At 36.0% G+C, this 16,001-nt stretch carries 13 protein-coding genes; 3 read left to right on the top strand and 10 right to left on the bottom strand.

The features are described from left to right. Nucleotides 1-26: 26 nt before the first annotated feature. Entirely contained in the window at nt 27-503 is a 477-nt protein-coding gene (locus ICJ83_RS02975) for a regulatory protein RecX (RefSeq protein WP_188228861.1), read from the top strand. A 170-nt stretch (nt 504-673) separates the two neighbouring features. Here ICJ83_RS02975 and ICJ83_RS02970 read toward each other — a convergent pair whose 3' ends face one another. From ICJ83_RS02970 to ICJ83_RS02955, 4 genes are all read right to left on the bottom strand, one after another. Continuing rightward, nucleotides 674-1,165 carry a DUF6646 family protein gene (locus tag ICJ83_RS02970; protein WP_188228860.1) on the bottom strand — a complete coding sequence of 164 codons (492 nt, stop codon included), beginning with the start codon at nt 1,163-1,165 and terminating at the stop codon, nt 674-676. 64 nt (nt 1,166-1,229) lie between these two features. Further along, nucleotides 1,230-2,090, bottom strand: coding sequence for a cupin-like domain-containing protein (locus tag ICJ83_RS02965; RefSeq protein ID WP_188228859.1), 861 nt, complete (start codon nt 2,088-2,090; stop codon nt 1,230-1,232). A 179-nt stretch (nt 2,091-2,269) separates the two neighbouring features. Next, nucleotides 2,270-3,358, bottom strand: a complete 1,089-nt coding sequence (gene bioB, locus ICJ83_RS02960; protein ID WP_188228858.1) for a biotin synthase BioB — start codon at nt 3,356-3,358, stop codon at nt 2,270-2,272. Between the two features lie 6 nt (nt 3,359-3,364). Beyond that, nucleotides 3,365-5,188: a TonB-dependent receptor plug domain-containing protein gene (locus tag ICJ83_RS02955; protein WP_188228857.1), complete on the bottom strand. Its 1,824-nt coding sequence runs from the start codon at nt 5,186-5,188 to the stop codon at nt 3,365-3,367. A gap of 65 nt (nt 5,189-5,253) precedes the next feature. On the opposite strand from ICJ83_RS02955, the gene ICJ83_RS02950 reads away from it, so the two are divergent. Next, nucleotides 5,254-6,768, top strand: coding sequence for an aminotransferase-like domain-containing protein (locus tag ICJ83_RS02950; RefSeq protein ID WP_223154574.1), 1,515 nt, complete (start codon nt 5,254-5,256; stop codon nt 6,766-6,768). A 33-nt stretch (nt 6,769-6,801) separates the two neighbouring features. On the opposite strand, the gene ICJ83_RS02945 is transcribed toward ICJ83_RS02950, so the two are convergent. Genes ICJ83_RS02945 through ICJ83_RS02935 form a run of 3 tightly spaced genes read right to left on the bottom strand, consistent with a single transcriptional unit; the run spans nt 6,802 to nt 9,298 of the window. Then, the gene (locus tag ICJ83_RS02945) at nt 6,802-7,284 is read right to left on the bottom strand and encodes a hypothetical protein (protein WP_188228856.1); all 483 of its coding nucleotides are present in this window, start codon (nt 7,282-7,284) and stop codon (nt 6,802-6,804) included. Nucleotides 7,285-7,293: 9 nt separating this feature from the next. Then, nucleotides 7,294-8,715 (bottom strand): flotillin family protein, encoded by a 1,422-nt coding sequence (locus ICJ83_RS02940; protein ID WP_188228855.1) that lies wholly within the window; start codon nt 8,713-8,715, stop codon nt 7,294-7,296. A gap of 4 nt (nt 8,716-8,719) precedes the next feature. Next, nucleotides 8,720-9,298: a hypothetical protein gene (locus ICJ83_RS02935; RefSeq protein WP_188229278.1), complete on the bottom strand. Its 579-nt coding sequence runs from the start codon at nt 9,296-9,298 to the stop codon at nt 8,720-8,722. A gap of 589 nt (nt 9,299-9,887) precedes the next feature. On the opposite strand from ICJ83_RS02935, the gene ICJ83_RS02930 reads away from it, so the two are divergent. Further along, a complete protein-coding gene (locus tag ICJ83_RS02930) occupies nt 9,888-10,337 on the top strand; it encodes a DUF3157 family protein (protein WP_188228854.1) in 450 nt (149 codons plus the stop codon). On the opposite strand, the gene ICJ83_RS02925 is transcribed toward ICJ83_RS02930, so the two are convergent. The 3 genes from ICJ83_RS02925 to ICJ83_RS02915 all read right to left on the bottom strand — a co-directional run bounded on the left by ICJ83_RS02925 (nt 10,329) and on the right by ICJ83_RS02915 (nt 16,000). Further along, entirely contained in the window at nt 10,329-12,362 is a 2,034-nt protein-coding gene (locus ICJ83_RS02925) for a beta-N-acetylhexosaminidase (protein ID WP_188228853.1), read from the bottom strand. The genes ICJ83_RS02930 and ICJ83_RS02925 overlap by 9 nt on opposite strands. 8 nt (nt 12,363-12,370) lie before the next feature. After that, on the bottom strand, nt 12,371-14,296 hold the full coding sequence (gene nagB, locus ICJ83_RS02920; protein WP_188228852.1) for a glucosamine-6-phosphate deaminase: 1,926 nt from the start codon (nt 14,294-14,296) through the stop codon (nt 12,371-12,373). A gap of 111 nt (nt 14,297-14,407) precedes the next feature. Further along, nucleotides 14,408-16,000 (bottom strand): RagB/SusD family nutrient uptake outer membrane protein, encoded by a 1,593-nt coding sequence (locus ICJ83_RS02915; protein ID WP_188228851.1) that lies wholly within the window; start codon nt 15,998-16,000, stop codon nt 14,408-14,410. Nucleotide 16,001 lies beyond the last annotated feature (1 nt).

Raw genomic sequence — 16,001 nt, 5'->3', positions numbered from 1 at the left:
TTTGGTAGAATACGTATTTTAGCCATATGCAACAAACTAAAAAATCATATACACTTGAGGAGGCTAAACGTAAGTTAGAGCAGTATTGTGCCTATCAGGAACGTTGTCATAAAGAAATATTTGAAAAATTATCTCAAATGGGTATGATCCCTGAAGCCATCGATGTTATTATTGTGCATTTAATTGAGCATAACTTTTTAAATGAAACCCGTTTTGCAAAGCAGTTTGTAAGTGGGAAATTTAAAATAAAGCATTGGGGAAAAAACAGAATTGCTTTCGAACTTAAAAAAAAGGATATTAGTAAGCATATTATTCAAGAAGCATTAAAAGAAATAAGCGATGAGGATTATCTCGCTTCATTTGATATTATAACACGGAAAAAGGCGGATAGTATAAGAGAATCAAATCTTTATAAAAAGAAAAAGAAATTTGCCGATTATTTTCTTTATCGAGGATGGGAATCCTATTTGGTTTATGATAAGGCCAATGAGCTTATTAAATAAAAAAGAGGTCTAAAAAGAATCGTTTTGTCAAACTCCACATGATTCATGTTCTCATTAAGATTGAAAATCAGTAGGATGAGATTCTGAAATACTAAAATAAATTCAGAACACGTGAATTAATTGATTATGTCGCTTTTAAAGACTTTTTAGACCTTTCTTTATTCATACTTTTACAAGCTAAATGAAGCACCAAAACTTATTGTAAATTGGTTGTGTAATTCTTCTGCTGGTGTTAAATCTTCCGTTTTATATTTAGCAAGTGGCGCATTTAATTCTGTGTACACCCCAAAACCGGGTGTAAAAAAGTAGCGTGCACCCAAATGTCCTCCAAAATTTTTAAGACTTAAGTTTAATCCAGGGTACAAATCGAAATTTTCATCAACATTAATAACATTTCCTAGATTAGCATTAAAACGACCTTTTAGGTCGAAACGGTCACCAAAACTCGCATCAATATCTTCGTTAACACCTAAGGCATAAGTAGAAGAAATACCCACCGAAATATTATCACCTAAACCGTAATCGTAAGTTAAATTAATTCCTGTGGCATTATCTTGTAAATTCACACCCACTTGAAATTTATTGTCGTTAACTCCAACATAGGCTTGAGAATGAGCCAATGAGATACTTAAAATAGAAACTAATAAAATTAATTTTTTCATAATTTGAATATAGATAATTATATGGAACAAATATATTATTAAGATTTTAAAATACAGTATTTTTTTACAAACCTTTATGTGTTTTAACTATAGCTTGGTTATTTTTCCAGTTTATCCATTTTTGACCTCTAACACGACGCATAACATTATCGAAATTTCTCATAATAACAATGTTATAAATAGCCTTACTGAAGTTTTTTGGATTTCTAGCAATGGCACGAAGACTCATTGAAAATCCTGGTGTTATGTACCGCATATAATGCCAGTAACCCTCTGGCATATATAAAACTTCACCATGATTTAGTTCGGTGTGAAAACCTTTTGCTTTTTCAAGCATGGGCCATTTTTTAAAATCAGGATTATTAAAATCGATATCTTCTCGAGTAATTAATGAGTATGGAATTTTATATAAATATTCATTTTGTTTCTGGTCGAAAAGAATAATTTGTTTTTTCCCTTCAAAATGAAAATGAAAAATATTAGCTAAATCAATATCGTAATGCATAAAGGTATGCGAATTCATTCCTCCAAAAAATAACATAGGAATCCCTTTCATAAGACGTAAACCAAAATCGGGAAACTTAAAATCTTTTTGTAATTGAGGAATTTCCTTAATCGCATTCCAAAGAAAAATACGGTATTTGGTGGGTTCGCGCTTTAACAAATCGATGTATTCACCCAATTTCATTTGGGCATGAGGCTCGTTAAAACCGTCTTTATAATCTACTGGTCTGTCATCGTATAGCGGAATCGTAATATCGCCAGCTATAGCTTTCATATAGTCTAAATTCCATTTACTGTAAGCAGGCCAATCGTCTATAAAACGTTCTATAACCACAGGTTTTTGCGGAATAAAATAATGTTTTATAAAATCCTCTTTCGTAATTGTTTTTACTCGAGGAATGTCTTGTAAGTTTAACGACAAGTTAAAAAGATTTAGTGAGCAAAGTTAACAAAACGTTATTAATTGTAAAATAGGGAATGTTAGTTTCCGTTCTATTCTACAATCTGTAACTTGAGAGCATTAGGATTCGGTTTTTGGATAGTGGTTTTTAAACCTTTAGTTAGTAAAATAGACGGTACTAACAAGGTCTTGAAAGTGAATTATGATTTCCTTTTGGATTTTACAGCTTCGTTTCTTGGAATAGTATGTTCAGGACGACTCCATTTGGGTTTTTCTCCTAAGCTCTGGTAGTTAGAATCTTTAGCCTCTACGGTTTGTGGTTGCATTTTTTTTATAAAGGGCTTTTGCGCCTTTAGTCCGAGTAATTTAAATAGCTCCAGGTCATCATTGACATCGGGGTTAGGAGTCGTTAAAAGCTTGTCGCCAGCAAAAATGGAATTCGCTCCTGCAAAAAAGCACATGGCCTGGCCCTCTGGTGTCATTTGAGTTCGTCCGGCACTTAAACGCACTTGGGTTTCTGGCATGACAATACGCGTGGTGGCCACCATACGAACCATTTCCCAAATAGAAACGGTTTGTTGGTCTTCCAGTGGTGTACCTTCAACGGCAACTAAGGCATTAATTGGTACAGATTCTGGTTGAGGGTTTAGAGTTGATAATGCTACCAGCATTCCAGCACGATCATTTACTTTTTCGCCCATACCAATAATACCACCACTACAAACGGTAATATTGGATTTTCGAACATTACCAATAGTTTCAAGGCGGTCATTAAAACCTCTGGTAGAAATCACTTCTTTATAATAGTCTTCAGAGGTGTCTAAATTATGATTATAGGCATATAACCCAGCTTCCGCCAATCGTTTGGCCTGATTTTCAGTGATCATGCCAAGGGTACAGCAGACTTCCATATCGAGTTTGTTAATGGTGCGTACCATTTCCAATACCTGATCGAATTCTTTACCGTCTTTAACATTACGCCAAGCGGCTCCCATGCAAACACGGGAGCTACCGGACGCTTTGGCACGTAAAGCTTGAGCTTTTACCTGCGTAACGGACATTAAATCGTTACCTTTAATATGGGTATGATAACGTGCGGCCTGAGGACAATATCCACAATCTTCTGGGCAACCTCCCGTTTTAATAGAAAGTAAGGTACTTACCTGAACGGTGTTGGGTTCATGATGCAAACGATGTATGGTAGCCGCATCATAAAGTAGCTCCATCAATGGCTTGTTGTAGATTTCTAAAATCTCTTCTTTTGTCCAGTTATGTCTAGCCGCTGCCATCGAGTTTTACTTAAAATTGTAGCGTAATCCAAAAAGAACATTGCTTGGAGGCATTGGAACAATGCCTGTTTCGATATAATCAGCATCGAAAATATTGTTTGCAGTTATGCTTAACTCCATTTGATTAACCTTGAAAATTGCCGAGGCATCCAATACATTATAACTTAAACCTTGGGTGCGTTCAGCATATTTATAAATTACATTGAAGTTTATGGTTTTTGTAATACGCGTGCTTAAACGAGATGTGAAATGGTGTTTAAGTGAGTTGATTGAATATCTTGAAAAATTAAGATTGATGTCTTGAATTTCGTCTTCCATAAACGTGTAGCCAACCGATAAATTTTGCTTTAAGTTATTAATGGTGAAATGATAAGAGGTATTTACTTCGAAACCTTTGGTTTTTGAATCTCTTATGTTTTGAGCCATAAAAGGGTCGTCTTCATTTGCTTTAACATAATCGATTAAATTTTCAGCGTCTTTATAAAACAAGGCGAACGATGCATTAAATCTAGAAGAGAAAAATTTACCACCAACTTCTCCAGAAAGCGCTTCTTCAGGTTGAAGGTCTTCATTACCAATAGAAGCTGGGTCGCTGTAATACAAATCGGTATAGGTTGGCACGCGGTAAGTGTATCCAAAATTACCGTAAGCCCTGAAGTTTTCTGAAATTTTATATCCTAAATCGATTCCAGGAAAGGCATGAAATTTAAAATCGGAAAAATACGTTACCGCAACACCTGGGGTGATATCCAAGTTGTCATTAAATATTTTAAAACGGTGTTCTAAAAATGCAGTAGCCATGAAACGGTCGCGGTCTCCTAAAGTGTTACTTGTTAAATAAATTTGTGAAATATCCACACCTAAACCAGTAACTCCGATATTAGATGTATATGAGGTGTTTACTTCAGCTCCCACTTTGTTACTAATGTGTAAGTTTCTATAAAAGCTAGGTTCGTTGCGTCTTAGTAAGAACATGTCCTGATTACGTTTCCAGTATAATCTAGGTTTAATTTTCAGATTTTTGGCTTTAAAAGCAGTTGAAACCCCGATTAAACTGTTTTGAGTTTCTTCGTATTCATGAAATGTTGCATTGCTCGTATAGAAGTTTTCTGCGCCAAATTTTCTTTCGAAGAAAGTAGCAATCATTTCAACGGGTTGAGCATTTTTATTAAATATGCTTTTTAGAAAATAATTAGAATTATCGTAATCAGAATTTATTCTGTATCCATCAGACGATAATTTACCCATATGCGCAATATGCGTTGAGTTTTCTAGGTCAGATCCAACAGTTACCGATCCGTTTAATTGGTTAAATGAGCCTGCCTCAAGATTTGCCGATACACTATTGTTTAGTTGGTTTTTAGTTACAATGTTAATCGCTCCGGCAAAGGCGTTTTGCCCAAATGCTCTTGCGGCAGGGCCCTTTATAATTTCAATACGTTCAATAACCTCTATGGGTAAAGCGGCATTCATGGTGTGATGACCAGTTTGGGCGTCATCCATTTTTATGCCATCAATAAGAAGCAAGGTTTGGTCGAAACTACCACCGCGAATGTATAAATCGGCCTGGCTTCCTCCTGTACCGCGTTTTCTAATATCGACTCCTGCAACTTGTTGTAAAAGGTCGGCTACATTAGTAGCGGCACTATTTTTAATGTCTTCTGAAGTAATAATGTTTATAGTTCTTGAGTTTTCTTTAAAAGGTAAATCTATTCGTGTAGATGTAATTGTTATCTCCTGTAGTGAATCTATCTTAATAGGTTCATTTTGTGCTTGTACCAATAGGCAAAAAAGTATGACGAATAAAGATAGGGTTAATTTGTTTTTCATGATTAAGTTTAAATTATAAAACAGTGCAAAATTCGTAACTTAGCGGACTATTAAAATAGTCCAGTTTGAAATCAGTTGCTAGTCCGGTTGAAAGTCTTTTTCAAAATTTGATAACATTCGATAAATCGGATGCTAAACCGGTATACTTGCAGGTAGCCGAACAAATAATAAATTTAATTCAAAGAGGCTATTTGGTTAAAGGCGCAATTTTGCCTGGAACCCGCAGATTAAGTACATTTCTTAGTATTCATAGGAATACAGCAGTTGCCATTTACGACGAGTTGGCTTCGCAGGGCTGGGTCGAAATTTTACCGAATAAAGGAACATTTGTTTTGGTTCCCGAACAAAAAACGGTCAAGTTAACCGCTCAGGCACAACCATTAGATGCGGCTTATACCTATTCGAAAACTACAGGTTTTGCATTTCAAGCGTCTTTACATTTAGCGTCTACTGCACAAATTACAAACGCCACTTATACCATAAATGACGGAAATCCCGATTTGAGATTGCATCCCATGCATCAATTTTCAAGGTGGTACAGTGCAGCTATGAAACGAAAGTCTTTAATCACAAAATGGAATAGAACAGGGGAGGGAATACCTTCCATTTTTGAACAGCAATTAACAAATTATTTAAATGCAACCAGAGGTTTTCGTATTAAGCCGTCAAGTATAATTAATACACGTAGTACCGAAATGAGTCTTTACATCGTTTCGCAATTACTTATAAAACCTAAAGACGTGGTGCTAGTAGGGCAATTGAGTAATTACGAATCTAACATGATTTTTCAGCAGGTGGGTGCTACGATAAAAACGGTTCCGATAGATAAAGATGGTTTAGATGTTGATTATATAAAAACACATTTCGCAAAAGGCATGGTTAGATGTGTATATATTTGCTCGCAGCGGGATTATCCAACGACAATAACTTTAAGTGCAGAGCGGCGTTTGGAGTTGTTACAACTTGCAAAAACATATGGATTCGCGATTATTGAAGATGATTACGATTACGATTTTCAATACGAAGGTTCAGCTATGTTGCCTATGGCGAGTTCCGATGCCAATGGGATGGTTATTTATCTGGGGAAGTTGGGCCAATCGCTGTTTCCAAGTTTTCAGACCGGGTTTGTTGTTGCCCCAGAGAATTTAATTCATGAAGCCAAAAATTATCTACAATTATTAGATAAACAAGGCGATTTAATTCAGGAGCAAATGCTGGCAGAGCTTATTTATGAAGGAGAAATACATCGCCTGATTAAAAAAAATATTGTTAATTATAAGTCGCGTCGTGATACATTATGTAAGTATTTAAAAGATTATTTTGGATCTGTCATTCAGTTTGAAATCCCGTCTGGAGGATTGGCAATATGGGTTCAGTTTGAGCCAAAAATTTCATTAGTTACGTTAACGCGTGAAGCTGAAAAACAGGATTTATTTATACCTAAAACTATTTTATATCAAGATAAAAACACCTGCGCCATTCGTTTTGGGTTTGGAAGTTTAAATGAAGAGGAAATTAAAGCTGTGGTTGAAAAACTGTATATGGCTTACCATTGGATTATAACATCTAAACTGGCCTAAACTTTCCTATATGGCGCGTTTCAGTATTGAAATTTATAACCATTTAGTTTCGCGTTCAGTAGCATATAAAACATCAATGCGCAATACTTGAGATAAATATTTAGCGTTTTCAAAAGCGTCGTCAGAATCTTCCGTTCTATAGGCTTCAATCTTTTTATTTCTGTTATAAAATAAATTTAAAATATAAATAGAGTTAGAAAAATTTGCTGATGCGCCCATGCCTTGCACGCGTTTCTTTTCGTTGGTTTTAAAAACCGAAACATAATCAAGGTTTGGTAAAGTTTTCCACTTACCAAAGCTGATACCAAATACCGAATAAATTTCTCTATATTTTTTGGAGGCTAAATCAATTTCAGAACCTTCTCTAAGTAATAGAAATACACCTATCCCAGATAAAATTAAATTAAAAAAATTATTAAAAATGGCACCATAAAGGCCTAAAATAAAAAGAAGCCCTCCAAAAAGTAATTTCATTGGAGAGGCTTTTCTTAAATGTTTAAGCGTTGTTTTATTCATTTAAAATTATTATACTTTATCGTTAGGTGTATCTTTTAAATCAGAACCAATTTCATTTTCAACGTCTTTACCCTTTAAATATTCTGGTAATTGCATTCCCGCCATATTAAACATTTCCTGTAAAGGTGGCACCGATTTATACATGCCTGAAAGGAAGTTTGCAGTAGATGATTTCCCATCTTTATCATTCCCGTTATCCCAAACAGTAACTTTGTCGATTTTAATGTTTTTAATGGCTTCAGACTGTAGTTTTACTAACTCAGGAAGTTTGTCGGCAACTAGTAATAATACGGCATCTCTAGAGTTGTTACCTGCGGCTTTTACAATTTCATCAAGACCTGCAGCTTGTTTGGTTAGTACTTCGTAAATTCCTTGAGCTTCGGCTTGTGCCTTAAATAAAATAGCATCGGCTTCCCCTTTAGCACGCCTTCTAATACGTTCGGCTTCGGCTTCAGCATCAATTTCTACTTTCTTTTTATCAATTTCTGCAGGAACAATTACATCGGCCATTTGTGACGAGCGTTCACGTTCAGCTCTAGCCGTTTCGGCTTCTTTTTCGGCGGCGTAAGCTTCCTCTAAAGCTTTTGCACTTTGTACTTTTTCAGAAGCAATGGCCACGCGTTCTGCTTCTGCCTCTCTTTGCCGACGCAAGGAATCGGAATTAGCAACGGCGATTTTAGCAGTATTTTCACCTTCAACCGCTTGCGCATTTGCGGCAGCAACCTGAGTTCTTTGATCTTGAACAGCATTAGCTTCTCCAATAGAACCATCTCTGTTTTTCTCAGCAACCGATTTACGGGCAGCGTTAATGGCGTGGGCAGCAGCTTCTTTACCTAAGGCTTCGATATAGCCCGATTCGTCTACAATATCGGTAATGTTTACGTTAATGAGTTTTAAACCTACTTTTTTTAGCTCAGACTCGACACTTTGCGAAATGTTAGTTAAGAATTTGTCCCTATCTGAATTAATTTCTTCAATATCCATGGATGCTACCACCAAGCGCAATTGGCCAAATATAATTTCTTTAGCCAGTTCTTGAACATCGTTCATAGACAAACCTAATAAACGTTCGGCAGCATTTTGCATAATACCTGGTTCGGTAGAAACCCCAATAGTAAAACGCGATGGTACATTAACACGAATGTTTTGTTTAGAAAGGGCGTTAACCAAATTTACTTCAATAGAAATGGGTGTTAAATCGAGAAATTCGTAGTCTTGAATTACTGGAAAAATAAAGGCTGCACCCCCATGAATACATTTGGCCGACTGGCCTCCAGCTACTTTACCATAAACCACTAAAATTCGATCGGAAGGACAGCGTTTGTATCGGCGAATGAGTACAATAAAAAATACAAAAATGAACATGATAGCTGCAATAACAGCCATTGGAAGTCCGAAGCCGAAGGCTTCTTGTGTAATAAGTGAAATCATTAAATTAGTTGTTAAGTTGTTCTACAATTAAAATACCATTTGGTGTCACGTCTTTTACTTTTATAACGGTACCCGACTTAAGATTGGTTGGCGAATCGGTCAGGGCTTCAAGTTCTCTTAAAGCACCTTGAATTCTAACATGTGCTTTCCCAATTGACGAGCGGTTGGCACCAATAGTAAGGTATACTTCGCCAACACCACCAATTGCGTTTTTAAAATTAAGTGTGCCACTATGGTTTAGCTTTCGCATATAAAAAAACATGGCCGCCATAATAGTCATCATTAATAATCCCATGATTATAGAAATGACTACAGTTACAGGCTTAGACAGTCCAGAGTCAAGGCATGCAATGCCGCTCCATCCAAAAATGGTAAAAAATCCGACTAAATTTTTAAAGGTTATAAATTGAAACCCAATGCCAGTATCGGTTTCTATTTCGGCATCTGTTTCAAGTTCAAGACCATCAGAATCACCTCCAATAAATGTTAATATTATCATGATAATAAATACACAGGAAGCAATAAGGGCAATTCCCCAGTAGATTCTGGGAAAGATTTCTAAGTTAGAAAACCACTCTACCATAATTTTAAATTTTGAGTTCAATATAAAACCTTTTTTGAGTTTTATACTACTTTCTTTGAAAGTAAAAACTGTGCATAGCACCCTTGAAATCTTACATCGCTAGATAACATGTAATTATACAGTATTTAGCATATATGTTTTAGGAATAAATGCTTTTAGGAGGGTTTTTATTCTCGAGTAAATATGAGACTATAAACCATTCTAGAATTTTGAAGTGATAATTTTTATCGCTCTAATTATTTGTAGGATAATAGGGGGATTTGTTACAATATGTTGTATAATATTAATTCTGAAATGTTCAGAACTTTTATAATGGTTGAGCTTTTTTTAAAAGGAAGTTGTAACATTTTAAGTGGTTTGATGTCTAACAGTTAAACATAAAATTTATTAACACATGCGAAACTTTATGAAATCAATTAAGCAAAAATGGAAGCAATTTTATCAATGCGAAATAAAAGCTTTTAACCGCCTGTTAGGTATAAAATAAGTCCTTTTTGCTTCTATACTTTTAATTTTCAAAATATATACAACAGATTATTTTTGGTTTTAATTACCTATTTTTGAGTTTAACTAAAACCAATATTAAAGAATGAAATCTATTATATGCCTTTTTACAGTCTTTTTGTCATTTACAGCGTTTTCTCAAAACAATTATATTGTAAAAACCGACGATGGGCGTCGTGTATTATTAAAAGCCGATTATACTTGGGAATATATTGATGCGGAAGTAAAGGATTCATCAAAAAAAGATATTTCTAAAGCTATATCAAATATAGATGACGCTTGCAAGCTGGGCGATCATTTTGAAGAGCCTTCACTTAATCGTAAAATTCAGGCGCAGTTAAAAAAGGGTAGGGCAACTATAGATGATATAAAAGCTAAAGTAGCCAAAGATTACAATTGTTTAGCTCATGAGGTTATATTAATATCTGCCGCCGAACAAAAGTCCAAGGGCAGATATATATTTTGTGCTAACGGTACAAAAGTTAGTTATAAGCGTACAGGCTTTACAATTATTGAAAGCGGTAAATTATTTTAAAACTTCGAATAACTTTTCTAAATCCCTTAGGATAACCAATTCTGTATCGGCAAAAGGTTGACTTAAAATATCTATTTGCTGATTAAATGCAGTGCGTTCGGTTTTGATAACCTGTTCTTTATTAATTAATTTGATTAAGGTTTTTGATGCTTCAGCCAAATTATATGATAATGGTTCTAATGGTTTAAGTTTAGGGTTTTTATTTATATTTTGAAATGATTTATGGTTATTTACCCATTTATTAAGGAATTCAATAACCGTTAAGGTGTTTTCTTTACTTGAGTTTTTTACGAAATTGTTTACGGCTTTTTTAAATGGAATAGCATCTTTAGCATCAACATTACAAGCGTCGGCAAATAAGGTAAAAGGGGAGAAGGTTTTATATTCGGTTCCACCTTCATTTCTTGAATATATTTTTAGAGGTTCACAGACATTAGAAAGCGTTTCTATAGATGATATGTCTTGATTATTACTCAAGTTTCTTAAAATAACAGTTTTATTTCTTATATGAGTAATGCCTGATTCTTCAAGTCTGTAATTAATAGTTTCCAAACGAAGTAACATTAGGTCTACCTCATTAATATCTTTCTCAGACCATAGTCGTTCTGCAATAGCTGCGGTACGAGGCCATATTCTGGAATCTATTGTAAGTGGGGTTACTAATTCGCTCCACATAGTAGCCTCGCCGCCCAATATGCGCGAACGTTCCTCAGAGGTTAATTGGATATCGCCAATAGGTTCTGTCTGGTAATGTTTCACTACCGATTCCATGCGGTCGATGTAAAACCCGTTCGATAAAATTGTATTATAACCTTTTTTTGCGGCCTCAATAAGCGTACCTCCTTTTGGTAAACCTTCATGTTCTCCCCGCCATGAATGAATAATGGCTGTTTTAGGCATATCGGGGGTCATAATTTCATCCCATCCCAGGAGTTTTTTGTCTAGTTTATTTAATATTTTCTCTAATCGAATATTGAAATAGGTTTGCAAATCGTGGTTCGTTGCTAATTGATGTTCGGCTTTGAATTTTTGAATATGCTCGCTTGAATTCCAGTGCTTACCTTCATTTTCATCTCCACCAATATGAAAATAGTTATCAGGAAAAAGAGGGGCGATTTCAGTAAATAGGTTGTCTAAAAACACATATGTAGCTTCATTGGTAGGATCTAAAGTGGGATCAAAAACACCCGAATAACGTTCTATGTTATAAGTGGCATCCTGTTTGCTGCCTAGTTCCGGATAGGCAGTGAGAATAGCCGATGCGTGCCCTGGTACATCTAATTCGGGAATAACACGAATACCTAGTAAGGATGCATAATTTACAATATCGTTAATTTGTTCCTGCGTATAGTAAAGACCATCTGAGGCTAATTCGTGCAATTTAGGGTATGTTTTAGATTCGATTCTAAAACCCTGGTCATCGGTTAAATGCCAGTGAAATACATTCATTTTAACAGACGCCATTGCATCCAAGTTTCGTTTTATAACGTTTACAGGTTGAAAATGTCTCGATACGTCAATCATAAGACCGCGCCATACAAATCGTGGGGCATCGGAGATAGAAACACCAGGAATATAGTATTCACTTTCATTATTTGTTAATAATTGAAGAAGCGTTTCTAAGCCTCTAATAGCCCCAACATCTGTATTAGCAACAAGGCTTACCTGATTCGTGTTTACATCTAATTGGTAAGACTCATCGTCTTGAATAATCAACTTAGCAATGTTATTATATTTTATTTGAATGGAAGCTTGTTTTTTATTATTGGCAGGCTGAGCAAAGCCTTCATTTAAAAAGATACCACTTCGATTTGAAAGCCGTCTTAAAAATGAAGTAACGGCATGGTTAACCCGATAGGGATTGTTTCCTTTAATGGATACTGTTAGATTTTCGTCTATAACAAAACGCTGATTATTGCTTTGAATTGATTTTGGCCAAGGCATTAAATGATGCGTTTCCATTAAGGATGCTTGTGCAAAGACATTTAACGTTACTAAGCACAGTATAGTGATTAATTTATTCATGGTGATAATTAGAAATGGTATCGTTTAAAGGCTTCTATGGCAGCATATTCAGCTAAGCCTAAATCATTGTATTTTTTAGCAGTAAGTCGGTTACGGTCTTCAGCGCGCACCCAAAATTCTCTGGAATCGTCACCCTGAAACATCACGCCATCTTTTTGCGATTGATGATAAAAAATGGCATGTCTTTTTTTAAGAACCTGATCGGGGCTCATGGGTATCGCCATATCTATTTCGTAAGATTCCCATTCGTGCCAAGCGCCACGGTATAACCATACCCAGCAATCGCTCATATACGATTCGTATTTTAGTTTTTCTAAGGCCATAAATAAGGCGTTTAAGCATACTCTGTGAGTGCCATGTGGGTCGGCTAAATCGCCAGCGGCGTAAATTTGATGCGGCTTTATCGATGCGATAAGCTCGCACATTATATTAACATCAACTTCAGTTAAGTTCCCTTTTTTAATGGTGCCGGTTTCATAAAACGGAAGATCTAAAAAGTGAACATTTTTATCTTTTAATCCTAAATATCGTGTGGCTCCAAGTGATTCACTTCGGCGTATTTTCCCTTTTAGGTTTCGTACTTCCAAACAATCGATGTCGCTTTCCTTCTTCGATTTTATATTGGATATAATTTTATTTATTTCAGGGTTCGGTTCATAAAGACTGGCTATTTCTGCAAATTTTATGGTTTCTTCATCAGATACAGCTATGTTACCCGAAGTTTGATAAGCAACATGTACATCGTGTCCTTGTTCTACAAGACGATCGAACGTACCTCCCATGGAAATGACATCGTCATCCGGATGTGGGCTAAAAATAATCACACGTTTTTTTTGAGGTGTGGCACGCTCAGGACGATAAGTGTCATCGGCATTTGGTTTTCCGCCAGGCCAACCCGTTATAGTTTGCTGCAATTGATTAAACATTTTTATATTTAAATGGTATGCTGTGCCTTCTTCGGTTAGGAGCCCCGACATCCCGTTGTTGTTATAATCTTTATCGGTTAATTTTAAAATAGGTTTATTAAGGAGTTCACTAAGCCAAACAACGGCCTTTAGTTTTAATGAATCCGTCCATAAGCATGAGGTAACCAACCAAGGCGTTTTAACACGCGTTAATTCTGTTGATGCTTCATAATCTAACACAAATGTTGTGTTATCATGTTCTTGTAAATAGGTGGCCGGTATGTTTGAAGTTATTTTGCCTTCAATAGCTTGTTTAATAATTTGGGCTTTATTATTTCCCCAGGCCAATAGTACAATGCGTTTGGCACTTTTTATTGTGCCTATTCCCATAGTAATGGCTTTTCTCGGCACATTATCTAAGCTTAAAAAAGAACTGGCGGCATCAGCACGGGTGATATAATCTAAAGTGATGCTACGTGTTGCAGAGTTTAGGTGCGAACCTGGTTCATTAAAACCAATATGTCCCGTCCGTCCTATTCCTAAAAGTTGAAAATCTAATCCGCCATAGGATTTAATTTTCATTTCGTAATCTATGCAGAATTGATACAGTTCATCTACAGGAATTTTCCCGTTGGGAATATGAATGTTTTCTGAAAGTATGTCTACATGGTTAAACAAGTGAACATGCATGAAGTAGTAGTAACTCTGGATGTTATTTTTATCCATAGGATAATATTCATCCAGATTGAAGGTTACAACATTCGAAAAGCTTAAGCCTTCTTCTTTGTGCATTCTTACCAGCTCTTCATATACTTTTATAGGTGAAGACCCTGTTGCTAAACCTAAAACACATGGTAAACCTTGTGTTTGTTTTTTTCTTATAAGTGCTGCTATTTCATGGGCTACAACATTAGAAGCTTTATTTGAAGACTCGAATATCACATTGTGAATTTTTTCAAACCGCGTATCTTCAAACTTTCCAGCCTCTTTGTAAGCAATACTTTTTAATTCCGTTACGTCTAATTTCATTGCCATTTGTTTTTAAAAGCAAGCAGAACCTAGGTTCTGCTTGCTTGTTAAGAGCTAATCCAATTATAACTCTAACCTAAACTAAACCAAAAACATTATGAGTTTGTACTTTTAGAAATTAGCATTACCAGTATCCCACCATAGTCTCGTTCCTCCATTATCTGGACCTTTAAGCATGCCAACTGCGGCTTCAACATTTGCGCCGTTGGTGTTTTTTTCAACATCAACAAAGTTGATTCTACGAATTTGAATATCGGTATCAATCGTACCACCACTGTTATTAATAACTACAGGAAATACTTTTGGATATCCTGTGCGTCTAAATTCACTCCAGGCTTCCTGACCATCAGGGAACATAGCAATCCACTTTTGTGTTATAATTTGCTCCAACTTTTCTTCGTTGGTACCTGCGTCATTAAAAGCAATGGTTACATCACTTGGGTAGGCATAGTCGTTATCAGAATTTAAAGCATCAACAAAGTTCGCTGGAGTACTTGTGTTATCTGTTAAATAGGTGTCTACACCTCCAACTCCAAACTGATCGAATGAAGCTTTAACGCCCATTTCGTAATTTGTTTTTGCATCGCCGGCGCCTGCCCATCCACGTAGGGCTGCTTCTGCTTTCAAAAAATATACTTCGGCTGCAGTCATCCAAATTTTACTGCTACCTTCAACCGCCTGTCCAATAGTTGAGTGACTACCATATTGAGATTTGGCTTCTATTTCAATACCTTGACGAACGCCTTTATAATCTCCTAATGCAGCATCGGCTGGGGCATTGAAGAATTTGTCAATTCTACCATCATTAAAACCTTTTAAAATGGATTCCATTTCGGCACTCATACAAATATCACCCCAAACGTTACTAATGGTGTAAATGGGGTGAACGAATCCGCCCATATCAACTAACATATTTTCAGTTTCCATTAAACCGGCATTACTTGAAAGCGCTTTTTCACCTTCTGTTTTAGCCAGAGCGGCATCAACTTTTGATACTCGAATAGCTAAACGTAAACGTAGTGAATTGGCAAACATGCGCCATTTAGCAATATCACCTCCAAAAGACGATTGATCGAATGGAATAAATTGGGCATCACCATGGTAGGCTTCAAGTCCGTCGATTGCTTCTCCTAAATCGGTAAAGAACGCTTTATAAGCTGTTTCCTGAGAATCGTATTGTCCTGTGGTTTCAAAATCGTTGAATTTTGAATATCGTATTGGTCCGAATACATCCGACACTCGGTGCATGGCCATGACTTTTATAATATTACCCAAGAAAACAAATTTTTCGCCTGAAGGATCACCTGATAATTCTACCGCGTCTACAATGTCTTTAGCATAAGGCATGACACCATTTCCGTTTTGAGAATCGTAGGCATCGGCCCAAATAAAACCATTCCAGCCATTAACCAAAGCATAAGTTTGATTGTTTATGTTTCCTGCAAATGGCGTTGGAGCGGTCATATAACCTGAAAATACATCGGCATTCAGGTTTTGTTGTAATTGGTAATTCCAGGCAGGCTGAACACGTATAACATTTGAGAACATGGGACCAAAACTTGATCCTATATGATTGTTTTGCTGGGTTAACTCGTCATAACTATAACCGAAATCATCTCTGTTTATATCTTCAAAGCGGTCTGTACAATTTGTTAAATTTATGGCTATAACCGAAGCCAGAGTATATTTTAATATATGTTTCATT

The sequence above is a fragment of the Aestuariibaculum sediminum genome, assembly GCF_014596945.1.
Classification (GTDB): Bacteria; Bacteroidota; Bacteroidia; order Flavobacteriales; family Flavobacteriaceae; genus Aestuariibaculum; species Aestuariibaculum sediminum.
Note: the sequence above shows the minus strand (reverse complement) of the source record. Positions and strands in the feature narration are given on the sequence as shown.

Bases quoted from the DNA above. Each gene is read 5' to 3' on its own strand.
- ICJ83_RS02975 (WP_188228861.1), top strand. From the start codon at position 27: ATGCAACAAACTAAAAAATCATATACACTTGAGGAGGCTAAACGTAAG.
- ICJ83_RS02970 (WP_188228860.1), bottom strand. From the start codon at position 1,165: ATGAAAAAATTAATTTTATTAGTTTCTATTTTAAGTATCTCATTGGCT.
- bioB (WP_188228858.1), bottom strand. From the start codon at position 3,358: ATGGCAGCGGCTAGACATAACTGGACAAAAGAAGAGATTTTAGAAATC.
- ICJ83_RS02955 (WP_188228857.1), bottom strand. From the start codon at position 5,188: ATGAAAAACAAATTAACCCTATCTTTATTCGTCATACTTTTTTGCCTA.
- ICJ83_RS02945 (WP_188228856.1), bottom strand. From the start codon at position 7,284: ATGAATAAAACAACGCTTAAACATTTAAGAAAAGCCTCTCCAATGAAA.
- ICJ83_RS02940 (WP_188228855.1), bottom strand. From the start codon at position 8,715: ATGATTTCACTTATTACACAAGAAGCCTTCGGCTTCGGACTTCCAATG.
- ICJ83_RS02935 (WP_188229278.1), bottom strand. From the start codon at position 9,298: ATGGTAGAGTGGTTTTCTAACTTAGAAATCTTTCCCAGAATCTACTGG.
- ICJ83_RS02930 (WP_188228854.1), top strand. From the start codon at position 9,888: ATGAAATCTATTATATGCCTTTTTACAGTCTTTTTGTCATTTACAGCG.
- ICJ83_RS02925 (WP_188228853.1), bottom strand. From the start codon at position 12,362: ATGAATAAATTAATCACTATACTGTGCTTAGTAACGTTAAATGTCTTT.
- nagB (WP_188228852.1), bottom strand. From the start codon at position 14,296: ATGAAATTAGACGTAACGGAATTAAAAAGTATTGCTTACAAAGAGGCT.
- ICJ83_RS02915 (WP_188228851.1), bottom strand. From the start codon at position 16,000: ATGAAACATATATTAAAATATACTCTGGCTTCGGTTATAGCCATAAAT.